Annotated in this window: 25 protein-coding genes; 9 read left to right on the forward strand and 16 right to left on the reverse strand. The window is 41.7% G+C overall.

The window, feature by feature from the left end; translation table 11 throughout:
- Positions 1 to 657: 657 nt before the first annotated feature.
- Positions 658 to 1,281 carry a hypothetical protein gene (locus tag FQ083_RS04445; RefSeq protein WP_149408984.1) on the forward strand — a complete coding sequence of 208 codons (624 nt, stop codon included), beginning with the start codon at positions 658 to 660 and terminating at the stop codon, positions 1,279 to 1,281.
- Positions 1,282 to 1,484: 203 nt separating this feature from the next.
- Entirely contained in the window at positions 1,485 to 1,856 is a 372-nt protein-coding gene (locus FQ083_RS04450; RefSeq protein WP_149408985.1) for a hypothetical protein, read from the forward strand.
- A 32-nt stretch (positions 1,857 to 1,888) separates the two neighbouring features.
- Here the strand turns inward: FQ083_RS04450 and FQ083_RS04455 are convergent, their stop codons facing one another.
- Both FQ083_RS04455 and FQ083_RS04460 read right to left on the reverse strand, forming a co-directional pair.
- Positions 1,889 to 2,200: an NGG1p interacting factor NIF3 gene (locus tag FQ083_RS04455; RefSeq protein WP_149408986.1), complete on the reverse strand. Its 312-nt coding sequence runs from the start codon at positions 2,198 to 2,200 to the stop codon at positions 1,889 to 1,891.
- A gap of 85 nt (positions 2,201 to 2,285) precedes the next feature.
- Positions 2,286 to 2,924 (reverse strand): DNA-3-methyladenine glycosylase, encoded by a 639-nt coding sequence (locus tag FQ083_RS04460; protein ID WP_149408987.1) that lies wholly within the window; start codon positions 2,922 to 2,924, stop codon positions 2,286 to 2,288.
- 209 nt (positions 2,925 to 3,133) lie between these two features.
- Between FQ083_RS04460 and FQ083_RS12630 the strand changes: the two genes are divergently transcribed.
- On the forward strand, positions 3,134 to 3,574 hold the full coding sequence (locus FQ083_RS12630) for a hypothetical protein (RefSeq protein ID WP_188004064.1): 441 nt from the start codon (positions 3,134 to 3,136) through the stop codon (positions 3,572 to 3,574).
- Between the two features lie 73 nt (positions 3,575 to 3,647).
- On the opposite strand, the gene purC is transcribed toward FQ083_RS12630, so the two are convergent.
- The 4 genes from purC to FQ083_RS04485 form a co-directional block, all read right to left on the reverse strand.
- Complete coding sequence (gene purC / locus FQ083_RS04470) at positions 3,648 to 4,361, reverse strand: phosphoribosylaminoimidazolesuccinocarboxamide synthase (protein ID WP_149408989.1); 714 nt, start codon at positions 4,359 to 4,361, stop codon at positions 3,648 to 3,650.
- A gap of 129 nt (positions 4,362 to 4,490) precedes the next feature.
- Positions 4,491 to 4,826 carry a hypothetical protein gene (locus FQ083_RS04475; RefSeq protein ID WP_149408990.1) on the reverse strand — a complete coding sequence of 112 codons (336 nt, stop codon included), beginning with the start codon at positions 4,824 to 4,826 and terminating at the stop codon, positions 4,491 to 4,493.
- A gap of 14 nt (positions 4,827 to 4,840) precedes the next feature.
- A complete protein-coding gene (dapA, locus tag FQ083_RS04480) occupies positions 4,841 to 5,746 on the reverse strand; it encodes a 4-hydroxy-tetrahydrodipicolinate synthase (protein ID WP_133103913.1) in 906 nt (301 codons plus the stop codon).
- Positions 5,747 to 6,282: 536 nt separating this feature from the next.
- Positions 6,283 to 7,740, reverse strand: a complete 1,458-nt coding sequence (locus FQ083_RS04485; protein ID WP_149408991.1) for a Do family serine endopeptidase — start codon at positions 7,738 to 7,740, stop codon at positions 6,283 to 6,285.
- An 803-nt stretch (positions 7,741 to 8,543) separates the two neighbouring features.
- Between FQ083_RS04485 and FQ083_RS04490 the strand changes: the two genes are divergently transcribed.
- Positions 8,544 to 10,838 carry a cation:proton antiporter gene (locus FQ083_RS04490; RefSeq protein WP_149408992.1) on the forward strand — a complete coding sequence of 765 codons (2,295 nt, stop codon included), beginning with the start codon at positions 8,544 to 8,546 and terminating at the stop codon, positions 10,836 to 10,838.
- A gap of 137 nt (positions 10,839 to 10,975) precedes the next feature.
- Here the strand turns inward: FQ083_RS04490 and tmk are convergent, their stop codons facing one another.
- Both tmk and mltG read right to left on the reverse strand, forming a co-directional pair.
- Positions 10,976 to 11,653, reverse strand: a complete 678-nt coding sequence (tmk, locus tag FQ083_RS04495) for a dTMP kinase (RefSeq protein WP_149408993.1) — start codon at positions 11,651 to 11,653, stop codon at positions 10,976 to 10,978.
- Positions 11,654 to 11,764: 111 nt separating this feature from the next.
- Positions 11,765 to 13,048, reverse strand: a complete 1,284-nt coding sequence (gene mltG / locus FQ083_RS04500) for an endolytic transglycosylase MltG (RefSeq protein WP_149408994.1) — start codon at positions 13,046 to 13,048, stop codon at positions 11,765 to 11,767.
- A gap of 169 nt (positions 13,049 to 13,217) precedes the next feature.
- Here mltG and FQ083_RS12800 point away from each other — a divergent pair, with 169 nt between their 5' ends.
- Both FQ083_RS12800 and FQ083_RS12805 read left to right on the forward strand, forming a co-directional pair.
- Positions 13,218 to 13,667, forward strand: coding sequence for a DpnI domain-containing protein (locus FQ083_RS12800; RefSeq protein WP_262880842.1), 450 nt, complete (start codon positions 13,218 to 13,220; stop codon positions 13,665 to 13,667).
- A gap of 135 nt (positions 13,668 to 13,802) precedes the next feature.
- Positions 13,803 to 13,982: a hypothetical protein gene (locus FQ083_RS12805; protein ID WP_262880862.1), complete on the forward strand. Its 180-nt coding sequence runs from the start codon at positions 13,803 to 13,805 to the stop codon at positions 13,980 to 13,982.
- Here FQ083_RS12805 and FQ083_RS04510 read toward each other — a convergent pair.
- Both FQ083_RS04510 and FQ083_RS04515 read right to left on the reverse strand, forming a co-directional pair.
- Positions 13,979 to 14,473, reverse strand: a complete 495-nt coding sequence (locus FQ083_RS04510; RefSeq protein WP_149408995.1) for a hypothetical protein — start codon at positions 14,471 to 14,473, stop codon at positions 13,979 to 13,981. The two genes, FQ083_RS12805 and FQ083_RS04510, sit on opposite strands and share 4 nt — an antisense overlap.
- A gap of 59 nt (positions 14,474 to 14,532) precedes the next feature.
- The gene (locus FQ083_RS04515) at positions 14,533 to 15,099 is read right to left on the reverse strand and encodes a hypothetical protein (RefSeq protein WP_149408996.1); all 567 of its coding nucleotides are present in this window, start codon (positions 15,097 to 15,099) and stop codon (positions 14,533 to 14,535) included.
- Between the two features lie 291 nt (positions 15,100 to 15,390).
- Between FQ083_RS04515 and FQ083_RS04520 the strand changes: the two genes are divergently transcribed.
- Positions 15,391 to 15,582: a DpnD/PcfM family protein gene (locus FQ083_RS04520; RefSeq protein ID WP_262880843.1), complete on the forward strand. Its 192-nt coding sequence runs from the start codon at positions 15,391 to 15,393 to the stop codon at positions 15,580 to 15,582.
- An 11-nt stretch (positions 15,583 to 15,593) separates the two neighbouring features.
- On the opposite strand, the gene FQ083_RS04525 is transcribed toward FQ083_RS04520, so the two are convergent.
- Positions 15,594 to 16,646, reverse strand: a complete 1,053-nt coding sequence (locus tag FQ083_RS04525) for an aminotransferase class IV (protein ID WP_149408997.1) — start codon at positions 16,644 to 16,646, stop codon at positions 15,594 to 15,596.
- A 3-nt stretch (positions 16,647 to 16,649) separates the two neighbouring features.
- Positions 16,650 to 17,315 (reverse strand): hypothetical protein, encoded by a 666-nt coding sequence (locus FQ083_RS04530; protein WP_149408998.1) that lies wholly within the window; start codon positions 17,313 to 17,315, stop codon positions 16,650 to 16,652.
- A gap of 428 nt (positions 17,316 to 17,743) precedes the next feature.
- On the opposite strand from FQ083_RS04530, the gene aroE reads away from it, so the two are divergent.
- Positions 17,744 to 18,610, forward strand: coding sequence for a shikimate dehydrogenase (aroE, locus tag FQ083_RS04535; RefSeq protein ID WP_149408999.1), 867 nt, complete (start codon positions 17,744 to 17,746; stop codon positions 18,608 to 18,610).
- 62 nt (positions 18,611 to 18,672) lie between these two features.
- Here aroE and FQ083_RS04540 read toward each other — a convergent pair whose 3' ends face one another.
- Positions 18,673 to 19,800: an FUSC family protein gene (locus FQ083_RS04540; protein WP_149409000.1), complete on the reverse strand. Its 1,128-nt coding sequence runs from the start codon at positions 19,798 to 19,800 to the stop codon at positions 18,673 to 18,675.
- A 203-nt stretch (positions 19,801 to 20,003) separates the two neighbouring features.
- Positions 20,004 to 20,147, reverse strand: coding sequence for a hypothetical protein (locus tag FQ083_RS12635; protein WP_188004065.1), 144 nt, complete (start codon positions 20,145 to 20,147; stop codon positions 20,004 to 20,006).
- Between the two features lie 61 nt (positions 20,148 to 20,208).
- On the opposite strand from FQ083_RS12635, the gene FQ083_RS04545 reads away from it, so the two are divergent.
- Positions 20,209 to 22,029 carry an acyl-CoA dehydrogenase C-terminal domain-containing protein gene (locus tag FQ083_RS04545; RefSeq protein ID WP_149409001.1) on the forward strand — a complete coding sequence of 607 codons (1,821 nt, stop codon included), beginning with the start codon at positions 20,209 to 20,211 and terminating at the stop codon, positions 22,027 to 22,029.
- Between the two features lie 104 nt (positions 22,030 to 22,133).
- On the opposite strand, the gene FQ083_RS04550 is transcribed toward FQ083_RS04545, so the two are convergent.
- Entirely contained in the window at positions 22,134 to 22,508 is a 375-nt protein-coding gene (locus FQ083_RS04550) for a 5-carboxymethyl-2-hydroxymuconate Delta-isomerase (RefSeq protein WP_149409002.1), read from the reverse strand.
- An 81-nt stretch (positions 22,509 to 22,589) separates the two neighbouring features.
- A complete protein-coding gene (ybaK, locus tag FQ083_RS04555; protein WP_149409003.1) occupies positions 22,590 to 23,078 on the reverse strand; it encodes a Cys-tRNA(Pro) deacylase in 489 nt (162 codons plus the stop codon).
- Between the last annotated feature and the right edge of the window lie 158 nt (positions 23,079 to 23,236).

A 23,236-nucleotide genomic window follows, 5' to 3' on the forward strand; every position in this document is an offset into this window, starting at 1 on the left:
CATATTGTGACAGTTGGGCATCCTGCCCTTTTTACTACTAGTGGCATTATCTGCCTGCAACACGGGTTATGTGTCCTTAATCCAATTGCTATTATCATCCTGATGCTAGCCGTTGAAATATTATCCTTAATACGGTCAACTCAATCCTTGAGTCACATTCCCTTATGCCGTGTGTGTATAGTGTCAAATTATTGAGCTACTGTTAAGTCGCGTAAACGTCATTGCGTGTAAGCATATGCTTACGTGAGCTTAAATTCAGAATATCAATAAACTTAACTATATGATATTAATATATTTTAATATAAATAACTATTTTTAAGTTAGAAAAAATTAATACAAACCACCTAAGTATTAGCGATATTTGCTGTTCTAAGCAACACCTTAGTCACCCAAAGTATCGAATGCTTACGCAATTATTTGCAAAATTTACAACTTCTTAACACCAACGACACGTATTAATGAGCTTTAAGTCTTACTATGTGTATGTAAGAAAATATTTCAAGAATAACGGTAATTAAGAACAAACATCCATAGCTTATAAGCATATCTTGCGTATTATTCATGATTGTTAGCGTTATTCTGCATTATATATTGACAAAATTTTGCAACTGTATATAAGCACTTTTTAAGTCAACTTATATCTTAGGAGATTTCATCATGAAAACGTTAAAACCTTTCTCGTTTAAAACTGTCCTTTCTGCCTCACTTGCATTTTCACTCATTGGTATTACTGCTGGCTGCGCTGTCGCTGGTCCAGGTTATGACAATTATCCGATATACAATGACAATAGCGGTTATAACCACGCTGAAAATAGCCGTGCCATTCAGCAGCTGCGTCAGGATTTACGCCGTAAAGGTTATAACGTGATGGACATCAGAACAGAGAGCTATCGCGGTAACCGTGTGCTGACGGTTCTTGCTAAGAAAAATAATCAAGCGTATGAACTAAAATACAGCTCACCAGATCTCAGGCTGATCAGCTCGACCAAAAAACCTTGGTCTAATGTCTGGGATGATAAAAACGACTATAAAGATAATGGCAAATACAAAGATAAACATTATAAAAATGAAGATAGCATCAAAAACGAATCACGTTATCCAGCGATTAAACGCCGTGCTATCAATAAAGTTGAGGGTATGGGTTATCGAGTCAAAGATATCGAGTTTGAACAAAAGAACAATCGTGGCGTGTTTGAGATTGAAGCCAAACGTGGCTCACAAGAGTATGAGATTACACTTGGCTATCCAAACTTGAATGTAATCAAGATTAAAAAAGATTAATGTTAAAGCCATAGCATCCGAATAACATTTATTCGTTCTATTATTTATCAAATTTTGGCATCATTTAGTATTTGATGTCCGCGGTCAAATAAGCCAGCCCTTGGTTTATTTGACCATTTTTTATCGCTTTTTCTTATTTATCGTATACTATCTATTTATCGTCGTTTCATACGCAATTTTCATATCATCACTGAGATCATCTTATGAACATTAATTCTTTACTAAAAACCACAGCAGCGGGCAGTATGGCAGCAGTGCTATTAACGATAACCACAGGTTGTGTTACGACACCTGGATATAACCCTTATGGCGACCTTTATGAAGATATTTATAAAGACAGTAGCGTCTATAAGAAACATAAGGAAACCATCAATAACGTTGATAAAGATATTTACCGTCCTGCTATCGAGCAAAGAGCAGCAAATAAAGTCCGTAGCATGGGTTACCGTGTTGAAGATGTTAAATACAAAAAAGGCGACAACAAAATAAAAGTAAAAGCATACCGCGGTGGTGAAGATTATAAAATCGAGCTTAGCTATCCCGGCTATAATGTCTTAAAAATAAAAGAAGACTAATAGTCTGTTTTAAGAAGCATTGAAAACTGCGATCAAAAATCTAAGACTTCAATCACATCATAAGCAGGTGTTTCATAAGGGTGCGCCTGCTTTAATGCGATAATGACATCACCAATATTAACCTTAGCAACCACCATCTCTACCCGCCATTCATTGACTTTCTCTAAACTGTCCTGTGTACCAATATGTGGCGTGCTACCTACGAGTGGCATGAATTGCCCTATCCCCTGCACTTGCCAACAACACTGCTCATAATCGCCAATTTTGCCAGCACCTGCTGCAAATAGCGCCGACTTTACCTGCTCTGATACTGAGTCTGGTACAAAAACGGTGAGTTTATACATGTCTTAGCCTCATTAAATAGCAACCTTATTAAATTAATCGCCTCATCAAATACTTGAAAATTAAGTTAAAACTATAAAAAATTTTCTACTTTTTTGACAAAGAAGGGTGATCAGTCCATATATAACGCAGCAACCACTCTTTTGCGTCGCCAGCATAATCAATGCCAATACGGGGGCGTAATGATACTAGTGGCTGACAACCATCATCCTCCACCCAAACTTTTGAAGCGGGCGTGATTGGCTTACCGTATAACGTTCTATCTATCTGTAAGCCCTTGGTCAGCTTGCCAGGACCTGCCAACTGTTTGATATGATTAAGTTGTTTATTAACGTCTAATAATTGCTCATTCATTAAGCGAGCGCTACCCTCTATTAAAAATCCAGCACGTATTAAAACAGCTTCTGGCGATTCTGTTGGTCCGCTGACCAAATTGAGCATATGATGAATACCATAAGTCAGGTATACATAAAAAACACCGCCTATATGGTACATAATCTCTGTACGCAGCGTACGTGTGCCTGCATGCGCATGACACGCAGCATCCCCCTCGCCAATATAGGCTTCTGTCTCTGAGATACGCATACGCAAGATTTTTTGTTGACCATCGCTGTCTGTCAGCTCTCGACACAACACCTTGCCAATTAAGTCGGCAGCTACCACGCAAGTGGGACGGGCGAACCAAGATGGCTCCAAAACACTCGATACAACTTGAGACGCTAACATCAGTCATAACCTTTTTATAAGGGTTTGTATTTACACTCTATTATCACAGCAGCATAAATTTAACATAAAAAGCCATCAAAGGCTGTCTGATAGCGACCACCATTACTTATTGCAACTGATGTTATACAGACAGTTAACTCAATATAATAGTAATCTTGATCCCAGATATACCACACTAAAAAACATAATTAAATTAAAAGGATATAACAATGAGCAACTCTAATAGCCAAGGCAATAAGCAGCAAAATGGTAGTGATAAAGCAGAAGACAAAAAAAATGATGTAAAAGACAACAACACTACCAATGACACTAAAGATCAGAATACTGATAAAGGTTCTGACAGTAAGAATTCAAATAATAGCTCAGACAACAAAGACAACAAAGACAACAAAGACAACAAAGACAACAAAGACAACAAAGACAACAAAGACAACAAAGACAACAAAGACAACAAAGCATCAGATAAAGACGATAGTAAAGATAGTAAGTCTTCAGATAAAAATGCTAAAAGTAAGGGCGATAAAGACTCTTCTTTAGCTGATACTGCTACTACAAAGGCAAAAGAAGTGGTCGGTACATTAGCAGATAAAGCGGCAGATGCCATGGAGTTTGCTGCTAAGAAAATCAAAGACGCTCGTAAAGACAGCTAATAAATTTAAGTGCAAAAAAAACTGAGCCATGGCTCAGTTTTTTTATGTCTTGACGGTTTTAATTTTTCTACATTTAGCTCAGTGGTACACCGATACGGCTTGCCACTTCTTCATAAGCTTCGATGACATCACCTAATGACTGACGGAAGCGGTCTTTATCGAGCTTCTTCTTAGTGGCTTTATCCCAAATGCGGCAGCCATCTGGTGAGAACTCATCACCTAAGACGATACGGTCATGAAATACACCAAACTCTAGTTTGAAATCTACTAGTATCAAATCACCAGCATCAAACAGCGCTGTCAAAACTTCATTTACTTGATGACTCAGCTCTTTCATTTTAACAAGCTGTGCGTCATTTGCCCAGCCAAGAGAAATTGAGATTGACTCATTAACCATCGGATCGCCAAGCGCATCATCTTTATAGAATAGCTCGTAAGTCGGTGGCGTCAAAGCCTGACCTTCTTCCAACCCTAAACGACGTACCAAACTGCCCGCAGCAAAGTTACGCACAACGCATTCAACCGGAATCATATCCAAACGCTTGACCAACACTTCATCGTCAGACAATTGCTTTTCAAAATGCGTCTCGATACTAGCGTCAGCAAGCTTTTGCATAATAAACGCGTTAAAGCGATTATTAACCACGCCTTTGCGTGCAAGCTGTTCGATACGCTTACCATCAAGCGCTGAGGTGTCATCACGGAAATGTAAAATCAGCAGGTCGTTGTCTTCTGTTTCATAAACAGATTTGGCTTTGCCTTTATAGAGCAGTTCTTGCTTTTGCATTAGGAGGTTTCCTGTTCGTTCAAGCTTATGTGGTAAAAACGCGCAGCGACCGCTGATAACTTATAAAACCAATGAGATACATTGGTATTGATAAAAGCATCAACGGCATAGATAAGGTTAAAAAAGACTTTATTCAGTACGACTCGCAACAGCGCGTTGCGGTTTTGGTAGCTGGTACTGTTTACCAGACTCGTTCTGTAATGTGAGCGTATTGGCGCCTGCATTAGGGGTTGGGTAAAGCGGTACAAAGGGTGCAGTCTCTTGAGCAGCTGGCAGCTGTAGCGGCGCCAACTTTTTACTTTGCTGATACTCTAGGCTACCATTGTCACGCTTACCAATAAATTCTTTTGTCGCTTGGCAGCCGCTTAATATTAACGTACTACCCAACAGGACCGTCATTACAGCAGGGAATATTTTTGCAGTCATTGATGATACTTTCATCATATTATCTCTCTGAGTTAGCATTTACACGCATCATTTTATAATAAGTTTGCACGAACCAAAGCACTATCAATCGTCGCGTGATGTTGCTCGGCTAGCCATACTAGCGGCAGGCGAATACCTTGATCTATCATACCCATTTTGTGCAAAGCATACTTGGCTGGAATAGGGCTTGATTCGATAAACAAGTCACGATGTAAATGTTTAACGATATCATGTACTTGATTTGCGGTATCGAAATCACCGCGCAAGGCTGCTGTAAAAGTTTCACTCATCGCTTTTGGTGCGACGTTGGCAGTCACAGAGATATTCCCTTTACCACCAAATTTCATCAACTCAAGGGCACTACCATCATCACCAGACAAGACAACAAGACGATCGCCAACTGCTTTTATTAATTGTTCACCGCGAGCAACAGAACCTGTCGCGTCTTTGATAGAAACGATATTATCGATATCCGCTAAACGCTCGACTGTTTCTTGCGCGATATCAACGACGGTGCGTCCAGGGACGTTATACAGCATTTGCGGGATATTAACAGCTTCAGCAATGGCTTTGTAATGTTGATATAAGCCTTCTTGTGGCGGCTTATTATAATAAGGGGCGACCAATAATGCACAATCTGCACCGGCATCTGCGGCATCTTGGGTTAGCTTAATGGCTTCCACCGTATTGTTCGCACCAGTACCTGCAATCACCGGCACACGACCTTTAACATGCTGTACAAAATAGCGAATGACATCGCTATGCTCTTGCATTGACAAGGTTGCAGATTCGCCAGTCGTACCAACAGCGACAAGGCAATGTGTGCCTTGTTCAATCTGCCAATCTATGAGGTCTGCCAGACGTTTATAATCGACCGTGCCGTCACGAAGCATGGGCGTTATCAAAGCTACCATTGAGCCTTGTAGTCGGGTTTTAATATCGTCGTATGCTGTGCTCATAACTGTGCCTTACTCTCGTATCCTAGCTTTGATTAAAGCTATCACATGATAGGTCGTTTGCAAGTACCAATGCATATTTTGAAGTATTCATTGTCAAATAGCTGCATGGATACTATAAATAATATGCATGCTCATAAACATCATTGGTAAGATCTTGCTCGAGGTTAATACTGAATGTTCGTATGTCTTATACCGTCCTTGACGCCATTTTATCTGACATTAATAGGATGATTATCTCGCTATAAAAACGCCTGCTAGTGTAGCATATTTTGGATTGACCGCTATCAATCAATTAATGCCAAAGCAAGCCATTCTGAAAATAATTGCCCAGCTGCTTCAATCTCATTTGCCATTAATATACAGTAAAATGGATAACCTCTAGCTTTTAAACCAAACCGTCAGTTTAGCGTAATTGCCAAGGGTCGATAAAACCTTTTTAAGCCTTTTAACCAATCGTCAACACATCGTTGGCTAGCCGATACAAGCAAACAAACGCTTATGTCCTTTTGTGCCACAAGTAATAGCAATATCTTTAACTACTCTATCCGTAATCCAATAATACCGGGGATACCTTGACGCATAACTTCGATCGTCACCACTCCCTTTTTAGGCAATACCGACACCGCACTCGAAACATCATTAACGGTTTTAATCGGTTTTTGATGTAGGTTGGTAATGATATCGCCTGCTAATATACCTGAGCGTGCTGCCAATCCAGTTGGTTCAATCGCTGTGACCAAGACACCAGTTTTATTATCAGAAGCCAGCTCTGCTTGTTCCTCTGGGGTCAAATTACGTAAGGCTAAGCCCAGACTTATCTCGTTATTTTGCTGACCACGGCTTTGTGATTGCATGTCATTTGAGGCATCACTCAGCTTGCCAGTGACAAGCGATTGCTTACCATTACGCTGGATTTGCATGCGAAAGCCATCATTGGGACGCGCGCGATTAATCAGGTTCAATAAATCAGAGGCTTCCATAATTTGGACATCATTGTAGCGTAAAATAATATCCCCTGATTTTAGTCCTGCTTTTTGGGCAGGTGAATCAGGCGACACGCGTGTCAGTAACGCCCCTTGCGGACGCGCTAGGTTATAGGCTTCGGCGAGATTGCGATCGATATCTTGCGGATAAATACCTAAATAAGCACGCTCAACCTTGCCATTGGTTTTGAGCTGCTCATAAACATCCATTGCCGCATCAATCGGGATGGAGAACGACAATCCCATATAACCACCGGTGCCACTAAAAATACGTGAGTTAATGCCAATCACTTCACCGCGCTGGTTAAATAAAGGTCCGCCTGAGTTACCAGGATTCAATGCCACATCGGTTTGAATAAATGGCACACTGGTTTCACGCGAAAAGTTACGTGATTTGGCGCTGACAATACCTGCTGATGCTGAATAATCGAAACCAAATGGCGAGCCAATGGCCAGTACTGGTTCACCGACTTTTAGGCTATTAGAATCACCAATCGGTAGCGCTGGGAATTTTTTGCCTGTGACCTTTAATACTGCCACATCCGAGCGCTCATCGCTGCCAACTAAGGTCGCATCCAGCTCAGTTCTGTCATTGAGAGTCACTGTAATTTTGTCTGCGCCCGCCACTACATGGTGATTGGTCAGCATATAACCATCATCGGTCACAAAAAACCCCGTGCCATACGCATGCTCAATCGCTGGTGTCGCAGCTTGATCAGGGATACGTAGGCGATCACCAAAGAATTTCCGTAACAGCTCAGCCGTTTGGGCTTTTGCAAGCTCAGCCTCACTCACAGTTTTGGTCACATTGACGCGTGCCACCGCTGGCGTGACTTGCTGTACCAATCCTGAAAAATCCGCTGTGGTGACAGCTGCTTGCGCACTTGGCATAGTGTTGAGATTAATACCAACAACCATGGTAGTAGCGACAGCGATTGCCAAGGTGCTGCGTTGAAGCAAGCGCTGCATGGTAGCTATGGTGATTTTCGATTTAGATATGTCGATTAGCATCTTATCCCTCATCCAAGTGATTTTTATAATTTTTGTGAGTGGCTATGCTATTAACTTATAGCACGGCTTGGCATTTTAATTCATGATTAATAAATAGTACTTTCATCTTAGTTTATAGAGTATTTTTGCTGACTGCAGCTTAGTTTGTCATCTATCTCAATACGGTAAGTTAACTTGAATATGCTAATTGCACTATACGCTAAACCACACACTGCAAACTCAGAATCATCTGAATACGATTATTACTTGCGACGTCACTTAAGGACTTCATCGAGCTATCATGCTAGCTATTAGAATCACTGATCAACCATAGCTAGTGAACAACATCGTTGCAGCATTCAGTCGCTAGTTCATAACCAAAATGACTTATGCTGTCTGTCTTTTTAAGAGTCTTGTAACGCTTTGGGTGACAGTGAGCACTCAGTTATATAAAATAAAATCATGGTATGATAACCAGTAAAAAACATTTAAAACAAACAAAAGTTAGCGCTGAAACTTATTAATGCTTCATTGTTTAAATTGGCTATTATTTTACCGTATCTTCTCTCTTTTGCGCTTCTGGCTATTAGATCTTATATTCTAAAGCTCCACGACTTTACCTAGAAGCGTATTCATCTTTGCTATTATTCTGTGTTTGCTACTATATAGTATACATGACTCATGCTGTGACTCTTGCGGTAACTGTCGATAGCGATTTTTGATAATGATGTGAATGAATCATGAACTAAAAAACTGTCTATGCTAAATGCTATAGCCTCGAATCGCTCTACAGCATGACTATATTATTATAAAAGGATTAATTTATGGATACCGCCCTATTGTTATCCGGCGTGGTTGGGATTGGCATTGCCGCCCAATGGTTGGCTTGGTATTTAAAGCAACCGTCCATTTTGTTTTTATTACTGATTGGTATTATAGTTGGTCCAGTATTAGGGGTTTTCGATCCTGACTTAGTACTCGGCGAACTGATGTTTCCCTTTATCTCACTAGGCGTAGCGATTATCTTATTTGAAGGATCGCTGACCTTAGAGTTTGAAGAGATTAAACAACACGGCTCTGTAGTACAGATGCTGGTTTCCGTCGGTGTGCTAATCACTATCGCTATCGTGTCGCTGTCGACGTACTTGCTCTTTGATATCGACCCGATTATTGCCTTATTGTTTGGGGCATTGGTCTGCGTGACTGGTCCAACGGTCATCATGCCGTTACTGCGCAGTGTACGACCCAATAAAACCATCTCCAATATCTTAAAATGGGAAGGTATCATTATCGACCCTATCGGCGCGATTGCGGTGGTATTGGTTTATGAATATATTATCTCAGGTGGTGAAGCCAGTAGTATTTTGCTGTTTGCTAAGATTGTGGTATTGGCAGTAGCAATGGGGCTAGCTGGCGCGTGGGCATTAGCGTTTTTGATGCGTCGCCATATGATTCCTGAATTTTTACGCAATGTTTTTACCCTTGCTTTTGTACTGGTGTTGTTTTCAATCTCCAACCATCTGGAACATGAATCCGGTTTATTGACGGTGACTGTACTTGGGGTTGCGCTGGCTAATTGGCCAAAATTCCCACGTGATACGATTTTAGAGTTCAATGAATCGCTCACCATCTTATTGGTGTCGGTCTTATTCATTATTCTTGCAGCGCGTGTTGAGCTGGAAAGCTTATTGAGTGTCGGCTTTGCAGGTCTCGTGCTACTAGCGATTGTAATGTTTGTCGCCCGCCCCCTATCGGTTTGGGTGTCGTCTATCGGCTCTAACCTAAAGACAAAGGAAAAGCTGATGATCAGCTGGATTGGTCCGCGTGGTATCGTTGCTGCTGCCATCTCATCACTCTTTGCCATTCGTTTACAAGAGTATGATATTCAAGGGGTTGAGCTACTGGTGCCTTTGGTATTTTTGGTCATTATTGGTACGGTGATGATTCAGGGTTTGGGCGCAAAAATGGTAGGGAACTTTTTGGGTGTCCGTGAGCCTGAAACCAACGGTATCTTGGTTGTTGGCTCAAACCCTGTCGCCTTGTTGGTCGCTACCTCGCTAAAGGATCAGGGCTTTGATGTCATCGTTGCTCATAATAACTATACCAACATCGCTAGCGCACGCATGAGTGGCTTGCGTACTTACTTTGGCAATCCCGTCTCTGACCACGCTGACCATCATTTGGATCTCATCGGTATCGGACGTTTATTTGCCATGAGTATGGATAAAGAGCTGAATACTTTATCCGAGATTCACTATCGTCATGAGTTCGGTGAGCGCAAACTGTACCGATTAAAGTTTAGCGATGAAAAAATCAAAAGTGAGCGCGATGATAAGCAAGGAAACTTCCATTCGCAGTGGCTATTTGGCAAAGATGTAACCTATACCAAGCTTGCCAGTATGCTGTCCAAGAAAGCCCGTATTAAAATCACCAATATCACCGACAGCTATAGCTTTGAGCAATATAAAGCCGATAATAAGCAATTTGTGCCGCTTTATACGGTCGATAAAGAAGGCAAGCTACATGTAATTACTGACAAATTCGATGGTACGGTGCCGCGTGATCGCAAGCTTGTTTCATTGGTCGTCGATGATGACGTACAGCCAAAACCGGTCGATGTGACGCCGCAACAAGAGCAAGCGCGCGCTGCAGCTGACGCAAGCTTTGAGTCCGACTCTAAAGCGCCTGAAAAACGCCAAGAAATAGAGCTGGCGGACGATGATAGTGATGTAGAGGAAGCATCTTTGATAGATAACGACAAAGACGCTGAACAAAATCTACCTAATAATGTGTCAGCTGATGCTAGCTTAGCGTCTAATCCATCTTCAACCATGCCAACAGCATTAAATGATGAAGGAGCTAACGAAAAAATAGCAACCGCTGAATCTGCTGGTACTAGTCAGGTCAATCCCGAAGTATTGCCAGCGAATCCCAATACGCCAGTAATACCGAAAACAGCCAGCAATAATAAAAACATTGGTAACGGTAATGGCAGTGCGCCTAAAAATAAAAACGGCTCTCTAGACCCCAACCGTTTACCGGACTCAGGCCAAGATAAAGCAGCCAAGAGTAATACTGCTGAAGCTGTATTAAGTAAAAATGTAGGTAAAAATGATTGAGATACTAGTCATATAGATAAGACCTGAATAAACAACGCTTAAATAGTGTTTATTAAATGCCTATCAATGAACAAAGCCCCAACTAGTTAGTTGGGGCTTTTTATTGGAGCAAGCTTATTTCTTTATGAAAATGTCTATTAAATATCCAACTTCTCTTCGATCGTCTGCCATATTCGTGCGCTGACCTCATTAGCGCTGCCTGAGGCATCAATACGCTGGATACGTTCAGGCTGCTCGCTAGCAAGGACGCTAAAACCTTGATGTACTCTGGTAAAAAATTCCGTCGCTTGCTGTTCAAAGCGGTCAGCGGCACTGCGTTTATTAGCACGTGCCATGCCTTCTAATACTGGTAGATCTAGCCACAGTGTAAGCTCGGGTAACTGCACCACAAACTGCTCGATAAGCATGTCAATTTTAGCACGGACAATCGCATCGCCATCTGCACGTCCAAAGCCTTGATAAGCAACCGTCGAGTCGGTAAAGCGGTCACATATTACCCATGTACCACGTTGCAGCGCTGGCAAAATGACTTGCTGCATATGATCACAGCGCGCAGCAAACATGAGTAGCAACTCTGTATCATCATTGATAGCGGTATTCGGGTCTAACAATATCTCGCGCAAACGTTCAGAAAACGGACTACCACCCGGCTCGCGGGTGCGCACATAATCAATGCCGCGCGCTTGCAGACGCGCACATAGTTGCTCAATCGCCGTGGTTTTACCAACGCCTTCTGTACCCTCAAAACTAATAAAACACCCTTGAGTGGGCGTAGTGGTGGTTTGAGAAAACGGCGCTTGTATGGATGCTGACATGATATGACCTTATGTCATTGTTGAGCGTTATCATTACTTTTATTTTTATAACGATAATACTCAATAAATGATGGTTTTTTAAAGCAATATAAATAACAACATAAAATAGTGTTACTGCGGCGATGTTTGAGCTTTCTTCTCACGCATGACACCGAGATACTCTTTAACTGCTTGATTGTGCTCAGCTAGGCTATTGGTAAATTTATGCCCGCCATTGCCTGTCGCCACAAAATATAGCGCTGCGCTATCGGCAGGATGTAAGGTTGCTTCGATAGAAGCCGCTGACGGCAGTGCAATGGGTGTCGGCGGCAAACCATCGATTTGATAGGTGTTATAGCCTGTTTTTTCATCGATGTCTTTACGGCGAATGTTGCCTTCATAGCGGCTGCCCATACCATAGATAATGGTAGGATCCGTCTGCATACGCATATTTTTGTTCAAGCGATTATTAAAGACGGCTGAGACCAAAGGACGCTCTGCTGCCACACTGGTTTCTTTTTCGATAATAGATGCCATTACCAGTGCCTCATAAGGAGTCTGATAAGGGAGATTTGGCGCACGGTTTTCCCATGCCTTGGTCAGCGCTTGCTGTTGGCGTTTGTACAAGTCGGTCAATACCTTCTTGTCGGTAGTGCCTTCCCCATAATAATAAGTATCAGGGGCAAACCAGCCCTCAAGATTGTGATTGACGATAGGATCATTACTATTGGCAACTGCATCCGGCAATATACCAACCAAATCTAACGCTTCTGCGATGCTAGCATTCGTACTGTCAGCGGTTAGCACTTCTTTTTTGATGCCTTTGTTATCACGTAGCGCCTGATACAAATCTTTTGAGGTTTTGCCCTCGATAATTTGCACTTTGACCATCGCCGCTTTTACCCCTTGCCCAAGCACGTGTAGCGCTTCAGCAATGGTAGGGTTTTCCGGTAATTGGTAAATACCTGCGTGCAATGGACCATCGACTTGCGTTTTCATATAAAGCTTGGCAATCGTGGCAGAAAATAGCGGAATTTCCTGTTGCCACTGCGGTAGCAACCCGTAATAGGTCTGACCCTTTTCAATCGTCACCATTTGCTGCGGCTGTTCAATCCGACCAAATAAGGTCTGATAAACCATGACTAAGAAAAATGCCGCAATTAACCCAAGTACCAACAACACTTGATAACCACGCTGCATAAAGAATGAAGGATTGTCGGCTTTATAATGGCGTGGTTTATTATTACCGCTTATGAGCGAGACATCTGTAGGCGGAACTTCCTCTGAACCTGTCTCATCGACTGGTTTTGAATTCAAAGGTGCCCCGTCGACACGTTCATCAACAGTGCCTTTTTGGTCATTCGATAGCGTATCATTAGGACATTCAGGAGGCGTTTCAGGGGTTGGCGTGCTCATGGTCACTCGCGAGGCAGAAGTTTGCTAGAATTTAGCACTGAACCGCTTATTTTTCAATGGGATTTGCTTAGCTTATCCATTAACTTAGCGTTTAAGCTCATTTATATGGCTTAATACTCATATCGCTTATGTATCCCTTTAAATCTTTCCTTTAATAAGAAAACGGGTTATGAACCTAAATTTTAATCAAAGTCTTGCCAAAAACTATAAATCTGAACCTCAAAAAATTCGTGTGCTTAGCGAAGATTGGGTCGCTAAGCAAAGTTATTGTCCTAATTGTAATGCCGAACCATTGGCTGCATTTACGAACGGCAAACCTGTCGCTGACTTTTATTGTGCAAACTGTGATGAGCAATACGAATTAAAAAGTAAGAAGGCAAAATTAAGTAACATTATTAATGATGGCGCTTATGCCACCATGATTGAACGTATCAATAGCAAGGATAATCCCAGCTTTTTCTTTTTGACCTACTCTCAAGAATATAAGGTTAATAAATTCTTAATCATTCCCAAACAATTCTTCAAGCCCGATATGATTATAAAGCGCAAACCGTTATCCGTTACGGCCAAACGTGCGGGCTGGATTGGCTGTAATATTGACTTGCGTAAAGTGCCCTAATCAGGAAAAGTATTTTTAGTCAAAGATCAGCAGGTCATACCACGAGATAATGTCACTGAGCAATTTCAAAAAACCTTATTTTTACGTACACAATCTATCGCCTCACGCGGCTGGACACTAGATGTACTGCAATGTATTGATAAGCTAGAGGCTAATTTCTCTCTCAATCAGGTTTATGCATTTGCTGACTTATTAAAACTCAAATATCCTGAAAACAACCACATTAAAGATAAAATCCGTCAGCAATTACAAGTACTACGCGATAGAGGCATTATTGAGTTTGTTCAGCGTGGTCATTATCGAAAAGTATACTAAGTTTGATTATCATCCCAAAGTGGCAAATAAGCGCTTGCTACCAATCGTTCATAGAATTTGTGCGGAGGATAATCCATTTCCAACTCATCATTTACTTTAAAAAAAGTGTCCATATTGTCTTTAATACATTTAGAGGATTTGTTTTTTACCTGTTTATTCCAGCCTATTAATAGTCCTAATGGCGTACGAGAAGCCTTGGTAAAAGCTTGTCTTTTTACGGTAAGCGCACACATCACAGGTTCATCATGAGGTAGCTTGTCTACGCCTTGCTCTATGACTTCTTGGCGTATATGTGCATACTTAAATACCCCACCAAATGCTGTATATTTTTTATCTTTCTTAGAGTAAACAATATTGAATGCTATCTTTGAATAACCAGCTAAGTGAACGACTTCATCAGGATATTTTTTTGCTTTACGACATATTTCACTAAATAGCATTAATCGGCGGATTTGTAGTGGGATACGTTTTTCTTCATAGGCAGTGCGCATTTGTTATCTCCTGTTCAATAATATTTAATAAGGTACGATCAATTTCTACGTATTTTAAATTATATTAAGCGTTTCTCATTAAAGCGTTCAGGTCTCGGTTGCCCTTTATTATCACGGTATACATCTGCAATTAATTCCTCTCTATCGTCCCATAAAGGTAAACGTGCCGTTGCAACGAGACGGTCATGAAACTTATGCGGTGGGTAGTCTGAGTCAATTTCATCATTAATCCGAAAAAACACTTCTTCACGATAATCGACGTAAGCGTGCATTCTATTTTTAACATAGTTATTCCAATACCAAACCAGCTGGATAGCTGTGCGCGCGGGCTGAGTAAACTGTTTCAAATTGACTGTTAGTGCACGCGTGACTGGTTCGTCGTTAGGAAAAACTCTAATACGTTGCTCGATAACTTCCTCTCTTGTTTCTGCGTACTCAAACACACCGCCAAACGCAATAAACTTTTTAAAGTCTTTCAAATACATAACACCGAGCGATAATTCCGTGAATCTTGATAAGTGAATAATTTCATCAGGTTGTTTTTTTGCTAATTTGCAAATCTCATCAAAAATTAACAGTCGACGGATTTGTAAAGGTATACGTTCATCTTCGTAGACGTAGTCCATTGATTTCTCTCCTTATCAAAACACTATCATTGATCGATTTTCCTTATCGCACAAGTCTACGTAACAAAAGACGATCACTTCTTTTTAAGCACCTTTGCTAACCTATAGTCAGTGAAAAGTAATATCGACACATTATGTACTGCGGGTATCAATTTTTCTTGCTTGCTGTGCCTACGCAGACAGAGGCTGCAAAAAATTTATACTCGCAGCACCGTAGCGTTTTTAGAGTATTTTGACTATAGCGGATATAAATACTAAAGAAATTTTGATAAGCGTATATCGGGAATAGTAATGATGAAAATAGATAAGAAATTAAAGAGAGTTTTTCAGATAGAGGTTGTTGAAACATTGAGTAATATCGTGGAAGTTAATGCAGAGAACGAGCAAGAAGCACTGTTAAAAGCGCAAGATATGTATCGCAATGAAGAAGTTGTTTTGTATCCTGACGACTTTATTGACACCAAATTTAATATTTTTGATTAGGATGAAACAGATTAAAAACCCACCATCTCACCCGACAATAACATCAGACTGCTCATTGGCATGATGCCGCGTAAAGCATTGCAAAAGAACAGCTGGCTTAAATGTGGCAAATCCTTATCTTGTAATGACCGCACAACAACTGGATATTTCGTCGTAGATAACTCATCAATGATTACTTGCCGCATCACCCCAGCGACACCCGACTGTGCCATTGATGGCGTGTACCATTGCCCTTGCATTAAGTCATTCGCATGAGTTTTATTAGCATGAGTTTTATTAGCATGAGTTTTATTAGCATTACCTTTATTAGCATTGCCTTTATTAGCATTGCCTTTATTAGCATTGCCTTTATTGGTATTAGAGGAATTGATCAGCTCTGATGACGGCGACTCTACCAATCGGCAATCGGATAATTGATAAAACACATTGCTCATCGTACCCTCAACCCAGCGTCCACTTATATCACGCAGCAAACCCTCACTGATATCTCTCTCGCCATTAGATGTGAATACATTCGCCTTGATACCCTGCAATTCCGCACTCGCCAGCACATTATCAAGACGATTAAGACTTTTTAGTCCAGCAAGAGACGGCGGCAGACAAGCGAGTTGCGAAGATAAACAAACAGCCGTACTCACAGGTTGTACAGGAATAAAGCGTTCATCATTCAATGACCATTGCTCAGCAGTGCTCACTGTCATCACAGAGGATTTTAACCAAACCTCACACTTGCTACCACACTCACTTGGCACATAGCCATAACCACGGATGTCTTGCACAGCGCGCGTAATGACAAGCTTAAGCATGCCTTGTTGTAGCTGCGTAGCATACGTTTTTAGTATCGTTAGTATCGCATGACTATCTAAAGCAAGCTGCAAGGCTTTGGCGTGAGAGATGAGGCGCTGATGATGATAATCCGCCCACAGTATCTGCCCATTGATAACACCCATGGTGGTAAAAAACCCATCAGCGTATGCCAATCCGCGATTGTCTAGTGAGGCGGTATCGGCTTTGGTCGGCTTGTCTGATGCAGATAAACAAACCCAGCTATTTGATGGCTGCATGGCTTACTGAGTGTTTTGGCTAGCGGATTTATTGACAATCATCATACAGCTATAGAACTCACATTTTGCCAGCTCTACTTTTTGTCCACCGATGACTTTGTTTTTGATAATTTGACCGCTTAGCATATCAGCCACCAGCTTACCGCCCTCATCACCCATTAATTGAAGAGCAAGTTGATAGGATTTTTTGGCATGTCCTTGACTGAGTGATTTTTCTTTATCCGAGTCGGTAGGATTGGCAAAGTACCAGCCAAGCTCGAGATATTTTTCAGAATCGATAAGATCTAAATAAGGTGCTTCGGTATTCATAAAACGGTATTTGGACGCAGGATTACTGGCATAATCCAAGCTATTTTCATCGGTGCTGACCACTTTACCAAGTGTTGATTTGATATCGTCTAGTTGATCGACACGAAGCGGCTCGACTTTCTTAGGACCCCATGACGCGACATCATATTTGACTGGGGTGCCTTCTTGCGCCGTTGCACCATCTAAATCAGCATTTGGCGCAGGGTCTTTTGGTTTTGGTGTATCGGAGACGGTCTGCTTATCCGCACTTACCTCCTCTGTTGATACTTTGCTGCTTTTATTGTTATCACAGGCGCTTAACGATACGCCAACTGCCATTATCGTACTGACCATAAGGGTCTGTAGGGTGTTATTCCACATGGGCAACTTACTCACACTTTAAGATAGTTCTGAAAATGGTATTAACAAGCAGCTAGGTATGCCGCTGATAATGAATAGTGTCTGTTATTGAAATCTTGCTATCACTGAATTCTATACATACGCTTTTTCTGTTTAAATATTCTATAAATCACATTAAAAAAGCACAGGGAAAAATAATATGGTTACTTTTTCATGCTCTCTAGTTTACCCAACTGCTTAGCGCTTGACCACCCTTTACCTTACGGATAACACTCGCAGAGAGTACAGATTTGTTAAGATGCTAACGTCATAAAAATTTACCCCGACTCAGCTAGTTATATCAATAGCTTCAGGTTTGTCAAACGGCGCGTTATCCCTTATGATAAGTGAGCTTTGATACCCTTACTCTATCACCCTTACTTATGCCCTGTACCGCCAGTGGAGCCTTTATGACCCAGCATTTTATTGTTATTGGTAATCCGATTGCCCACAGCAAGTCTCCTGAAATCCATACATTATTTGGTACGCAATCAGGACTTGATATCTGTTATCAACGACAATATTGTCCAGATGATGCGGCAAGTTTTACGGCAGTGGTAGAAGCGTTTTTTCACGGTGGCGGCGTGGGCGCTAATGTAACTGTGCCTTTTAAACAAGTCGCATATGAATGCTGTGCAGCACGAGGCGGCTTATCTGAACATGCCAAAGTGGCTGGCGCGGTCAATACTTTATTGTTAGATAAAGCACTATTGGCAAAAGGTGTATCACCAGTAGAGGCATTATTTGGTGACAATACTGATGGTCAAGGATTGGTCAATCATATGCAGCGTTTAGGCTGGCCATTGAATGGTGCACGCGTGGCAATCATTGGCTCAGGCGGTGCAGCGCGCGGCGTGGTATTGCCGCTGATAGAGGCTGGTATTGAAACGCTGACCATTGCAAATCGTTCAGTGAGTAAGGCAGAAATATTAGTCGATGAACTTAGCACCGCAAGCGAAAAGATAAATCAACATACTATTCAGACCTATGCGACGGCTGATTTAAGTGGCGACTTTGATATCATTATCAATGCCACATCCATCGGACTATCAGGTGAAACCTTGCCATTAACCGATAAGCTAAACTGCCAATATGCTTACGATATGATGTATGGACGTGAGCTGCCATTTTTACAACATTTTTCTATCCGTGGTGCTCAGACATCGGATGGTTACGGCATGCTGATCGGGCAAGCGGCGTTAAGTTTTGAGCGTTGGACAGGACGCGCTATTGATGTTGCGCAAGCGACTACCGCATTAGAAAACGTATCAACATAATAAACGGTGCACGAGTATAGCTACCACCTATCTAAATGACAAAAAAGATCTACGTTTTTATACTAGCCAAATCGTATCAGTAGCCATTTTTCTATACGGCGCAGCGGTACACGCAAATTCGTTGAATGCATGACAACCCCGCCGCCAAGACCCACCATACAGCCAAGCAGTGTATCCAACAAGCGTGTGTGCGTGACCTCTTGATAGACCGCTGGCGTAAGCGGCAACCCACTGCCATATTCTGCAATGAATATCGTCAGCGGTGTGATAAATACAACGGCTAGTCCATAATGACGATCTACCAAGGATTCAATACAAAGCATCATAACCAATATTGAAATAGCGATACCCCATATCGACAGCCCCCAAGATAGCATCCAACTCGCCAGACCCGCGCCCACCAATGTCCCTAGTAAACGATGTAGTTGCTTAATCCACATCGTCCGTAAGTGGATACCCTGAATGATCAGAAAACAGCTAACCGCTGCCCAGTACGGATTAGACATATTTAGCATCAAGGGAATCAAGAGCGCTAAACTGACAAAACCCGCGACAATAATGCTTTCACTAATAGTATCAGGCTCATAGCTATAAGTTGGTGTCGGCGTAGCAGGACGCGTCGCTAATAAAAATAGTGAATACAGCAACCCCATGATTAAGGCAAAGCCACTGCCCAGCATCACAAGCCCAGTGGCTGACATGATTTTCTCTAATGGCAAAGGTATAAATAATGCTAGCGCCCCAGCCATCATTACGAACAAGCCAGCTGGCGGTGGCTGGCGATAATAACGTCCAAACATAACCACACCAAAGGCTATCAGCATAAACACTGGCAGCCTAAGAATAGGTACTTGCTGTGCTGCCAAGCCGAATGCAAAGCATAACGACATGGCAAAGCCCCATGCCATTAAAGTCACTAAACGATAAGGCAGCTTGCCTATTAAAGGCAAATTCAAGATGACCATTGCCCCCAAAGACGCCTTGATACCTGATGGCAAAGCCTCAAAGTAAGCGCCCACAAATACGGGGAAACTGATGGTAATGGCAGCGATAATGGGCATATGCCATGGTCTCTTGCTTTGATTGACTGTCAGCAAATGAGCAAGCTCACCATCTATCAAAAACTTCAGGCGAGTCAATAATATTGTCAGCCAAGACACCCGCTTTGTCTTGGACTTTGGTGCGCTCATACAAGGTCTTCCTTATATTGTAAATGCATTAGAATAATGGGCTTACCGTTCGCCTTGATCATACGGTTATTCTTATAATAGATAATGGCTTAGCAAAACATGAGGTTAAAAAGCTCATTGACACAATAATAACTTAATGTTGTAATTATACTAATAAACTATGAATATTAGTTATTAGTTATATATTTGTCGCTATATAAGATTTATACTGCATCAATGCGTAACGACTGTTTTTTTATCAAGGATAACTTAACAGTTTCCAAAATAGACAAGCTAGCCTTAACATATCCACCCATTGACTCAAGATATTCTCTGTTTTTATTCCAAATAATTAAAATCGTTTCCATAAACTCTGGCTTAAAAACTAAGTCAACCGTCTATGATAGCGAACAACTAAAGAGAACGACTATGTTAACTTACAAAGCACCTTTACGTGATATCAAGTTTTTAATTAATGATGTATTTGATTACCAAACGCATTATAAAGATTTGGATAATGGCGAAAATGCAGATCCTGAAACCGTTGATATGATTCTTCAAGGGATGGCAGATTTTGCCGAAAACGTTTTGGCACCTTTATATCAGCCAGCGGATGAAGAAGGTTGTCATTTTGAGAATGGTGTGGTGACTACACCTAAAGGTTTTAAAGAAGCATATCAGCAGTTTGTTGATGGTGGCTGGCAAGGTATTTCTTACCCTGAAGAATATGGCGGTATGAACTTACCGACCTCATTGAACCTTATCAAAGCTGAAATGATCGGTACGGCTAACTGGCCTTGGGCAATGTATCCTGGTTTATCAACCGGCTGTATCAATACCATTATGCAGTATGGTACGGATGAGCAAAAAGAGACGTATCTACATAAATTGGTCGAAGGCTCTTGGGCAGGCACTATGTGTCTAACTGAGCCACAATGTGGTACAGACTTGGGTCAAGTAAAGTCAAAAGCTATTCCACAAGACGATGGCAGCTATAAACTTAGCGGTACTAAGATTTTCATCTCAAGTGGTGAGCATGACTTAACTGAAAACATCATTCATATCGTTTTAGCACGCTTACCGGATGCGCCAGAAGGCACCCGCGGTATTTCATTGTTTATCGTACCGAAATTTTTGCCAAATACTGAAGGCGAAATTGGCGAACGTAATGGCGTCTCTTGTGGTTCTATTGAACACAAAATGGGCATCAGCTCATCAGCGACTTGTGTCCTAAACTTTGATGATGCCGTTGGTTACTTAATTGGTGAGCCGAACAAAGGTCTAAAAGCCATGTTTACCTTTATGAACACTGCCCGTATTGGTACTGGTATCCAAGGTCTGGCGCACACCGAATTGTCATTCCAAAACGCCCTACCGTATGCCAAAGATCGTCGTTCAATGCGTACTTTATCGGGTACGAAAGATCCTGAAAAAGTAGCTGATGCGATTATTCATCATGCTGACGTACGCCGTATGTTACTTACCCAAAAAGCTTTTGCTGAAGGCGGTCGCTCGATGATTTATCATTCAGCACGCTATGCAGATAAAATGGCACAAGGCATCATCAATGGCGATGATGAAGAGTTTGAAAAATGGGATGATAAGCTTGGCTTCTATACGCCTATCCTAAAAGGCTTCTTGACTGAGCTAGGTATTGAAGCAGCCAAACACGGTCAGCAAGTCTATGGCGGTCATGGCTATATCAAAGAATGGGGTATGGAGCTGATCGCTCGTGATGCCCGTATCGCGACTATGTACGAAGGTACGACTGGTATCCAAGCATTAGATCTATTAGGTCGTAAAGTGATCTTGCAGTCTAAAGGTAAAATCATTCGCGATTACACCTCAAGCATCATGAAATGGTGTGGCGAGTATGCCTTAGACAAAGACATGCGCAAGTTTGTTTGGGCATTGACTAAGCTGTGTGCTGAGTGGAACACTCTGACAGTACGCTTGATGCTGATGGCACGTAAAGACCGTGAAATCATCTCAGCAGCATCTGATGATTTCTTAATGTACTCAGGCTATGTGATGATGGGCTACCACTGGGCACGTATGGCAGCGGTTGCGTATGACAAGCTTGAAAATGGCGGTACAGAATCACCAGAGTTCTACAAAGCCAAAATCCAAACGGCAGAATTCTATTTTGATAAGCTGTTACCACGTACTTCAGGTCACGCCGAAGGCATGGTTGCACCAAGCAGCAGCATGACAGCAATGGACATTGATAACTTTGCTTTCTTAGACTAGGATTGATTAAAAGCTAGTCTAAGACTGTTATAAATAAAAAAGCGCTTAGTTAAATAACTAGGCGCTTTTTTTATACTGTATTAGCAAGTAACTAATAAATTCAGTTACGCATTTAACATTTTCTTATGATACACCGCACTAATCTCTTCAACCTCTACGCAGACTTGTAACGATGCGCGTCCTGATTGCTCAGCACCCAGCGTTTGCTCTATAGTAGTCACCAATTGCTCAGCAAGCTGATTACGGATACTTATATCACGACCGCTCATGATTTTTAGATGTGCATAAATAAAGCCATTGACTTGCTCATCATCTTCAACGCCCACTAAAAACGTTTCAACAGGAATGATGCGCGCTTTGATATCTGTTGCTTTACCAAAGTGTCCACTGTCCCACAAGATTTTATTCAACGCTTTAAGGAATGATTCTTCGTGAGCAATACTGACATTGGCTGTCACTTGAATGGTTAAATGCGGCATGATTATATCCTTATACAATACGGGTAAAAAACGAAAAGTGAATAGCTTCGCAAAGCTAATGTATCTGACAATCAGCTGTTTTCAATCATCGGTAATAGAGGCAAAGCGAGCCGTAAGTGTCGTCGCTAATTGTGCTGGCGGCAGTTCAATCTCTAGACCACGGCGACCACCACTGATGTAGATAGTCGAATGCGCTTGCGCTGACTCATCTATAACAGTTGGCAAGCGTTTTTTTTGTCCCAATGGACTGACACCGCCTAGTACGTAGCCGGTACTACGCTCGACTTGTTTGGGATCTGCCATTTGGACTTTTTTGCAGGCCAGCATTTTATTAACAGATAGCGCCTTAGCCATTTTTTTAAAGTTTAAGGTTTTATCCACTGGCAAGATAGCAACGGCGAGCACATCTGTATCGGTCAATACGACCAAGGTTTTAAAAACTTGTGTCACGTCAACACTCAGCTTTTCGGCCGCTTCTAACCCAAAAGAGGCAGCGTTACTGTCATGAGTATACTCGTGTAATCGATAATCAAGACCACGTTGTTTGGCGAGATTGATAGCTGGCGTCATAATATTCTCACTGAATTAAGTGACGTTAATGAGTAAGCAGAAATACAAGATAGTATATCTTGTTCAAAACTATTTTTACCCTAAATACTTTACTTTTCAAATCATTGAATAGCTTATGCAGCGCGTATCTTACTGCACAGTAACCAGAGCTTATTAAT

The sequence above is a fragment of the Psychrobacter sp. ANT_H59 genome, assembly GCF_008369225.1.
Classification (GTDB): Bacteria; Pseudomonadota; Gammaproteobacteria; order Pseudomonadales; family Moraxellaceae; genus Psychrobacter; species Psychrobacter cryohalolentis.

Coding starts and splice junctions, on each gene's coding strand:
- FQ083_RS04445 (WP_149408984.1), top strand. CDS start 658: ATGAAAACGTTAAAACCTTTCTCGTTTAAAACTGTCCTTTCTGCCTCA.
- FQ083_RS04450 (WP_149408985.1), top strand. CDS start 1,485: ATGAACATTAATTCTTTACTAAAAACCACAGCAGCGGGCAGTATGGCA.
- FQ083_RS04455 (WP_149408986.1), bottom strand. CDS start 2,200: ATGTATAAACTCACCGTTTTTGTACCAGACTCAGTATCAGAGCAGGTA.
- FQ083_RS04460 (WP_149408987.1), bottom strand. CDS start 2,924: ATGTTAGCGTCTCAAGTTGTATCGAGTGTTTTGGAGCCATCTTGGTTC.
- FQ083_RS12630 (WP_188004064.1), top strand. CDS start 3,134: ATGAGCAACTCTAATAGCCAAGGCAATAAGCAGCAAAATGGTAGTGAT.
- purC (WP_149408989.1), bottom strand. CDS start 4,361: ATGCAAAAGCAAGAACTGCTCTATAAAGGCAAAGCCAAATCTGTTTAT.
- FQ083_RS04475 (WP_149408990.1), bottom strand. CDS start 4,826: ATGCTAACTCAGAGAGATAATATGATGAAAGTATCATCAATGACTGCA.
- dapA (WP_133103913.1), bottom strand. CDS start 5,746: ATGAGCACAGCATACGACGATATTAAAACCCGACTACAAGGCTCAATG.
- FQ083_RS04485 (WP_149408991.1), bottom strand. CDS start 7,740: ATGCTAATCGACATATCTAAATCGAAAATCACCATAGCTACCATGCAG.
- FQ083_RS04490 (WP_149408992.1), top strand. CDS start 8,544: ATGGATACCGCCCTATTGTTATCCGGCGTGGTTGGGATTGGCATTGCC.
- tmk (WP_149408993.1), bottom strand. CDS start 11,653: ATGTCAGCATCCATACAAGCGCCGTTTTCTCAAACCACCACTACGCCC.
- mltG (WP_149408994.1), bottom strand. CDS start 13,048: ATGAGCACGCCAACCCCTGAAACGCCTCCTGAATGTCCTAATGATACG.
- FQ083_RS12800 (WP_262880842.1), top strand. CDS start 13,218: ATGAACCTAAATTTTAATCAAAGTCTTGCCAAAAACTATAAATCTGAA.
- FQ083_RS04510 (WP_149408995.1), bottom strand. CDS start 14,473: ATGCGCACTGCCTATGAAGAAAAACGTATCCCACTACAAATCCGCCGA.
- FQ083_RS04515 (WP_149408996.1), bottom strand. CDS start 15,099: ATGGACTACGTCTACGAAGATGAACGTATACCTTTACAAATCCGTCGA.
- FQ083_RS04520 (WP_262880843.1), top strand. CDS start 15,391: ATGATGAAAATAGATAAGAAATTAAAGAGAGTTTTTCAGATAGAGGTT.
- FQ083_RS04525 (WP_149408997.1), bottom strand. CDS start 16,646: ATGCAGCCATCAAATAGCTGGGTTTGTTTATCTGCATCAGACAAGCCG.
- FQ083_RS04530 (WP_149408998.1), bottom strand. CDS start 17,315: ATGTGGAATAACACCCTACAGACCCTTATGGTCAGTACGATAATGGCA.
- aroE (WP_149408999.1), top strand. CDS start 17,744: ATGACCCAGCATTTTATTGTTATTGGTAATCCGATTGCCCACAGCAAG.
- FQ083_RS04540 (WP_149409000.1), bottom strand. CDS start 19,800: ATGAGCGCACCAAAGTCCAAGACAAAGCGGGTGTCTTGGCTGACAATA.
- FQ083_RS12635 (WP_188004065.1), bottom strand. CDS start 20,147: ATGGAAACGATTTTAATTATTTGGAATAAAAACAGAGAATATCTTGAG.
- FQ083_RS04545 (WP_149409001.1), top strand. CDS start 20,209: ATGTTAACTTACAAAGCACCTTTACGTGATATCAAGTTTTTAATTAAT.
- FQ083_RS04550 (WP_149409002.1), bottom strand. CDS start 22,508: ATGCCGCATTTAACCATTCAAGTGACAGCCAATGTCAGTATTGCTCAC.
- ybaK (WP_149409003.1), bottom strand. CDS start 23,078: ATGACGCCAGCTATCAATCTCGCCAAACAACGTGGTCTTGATTATCGA.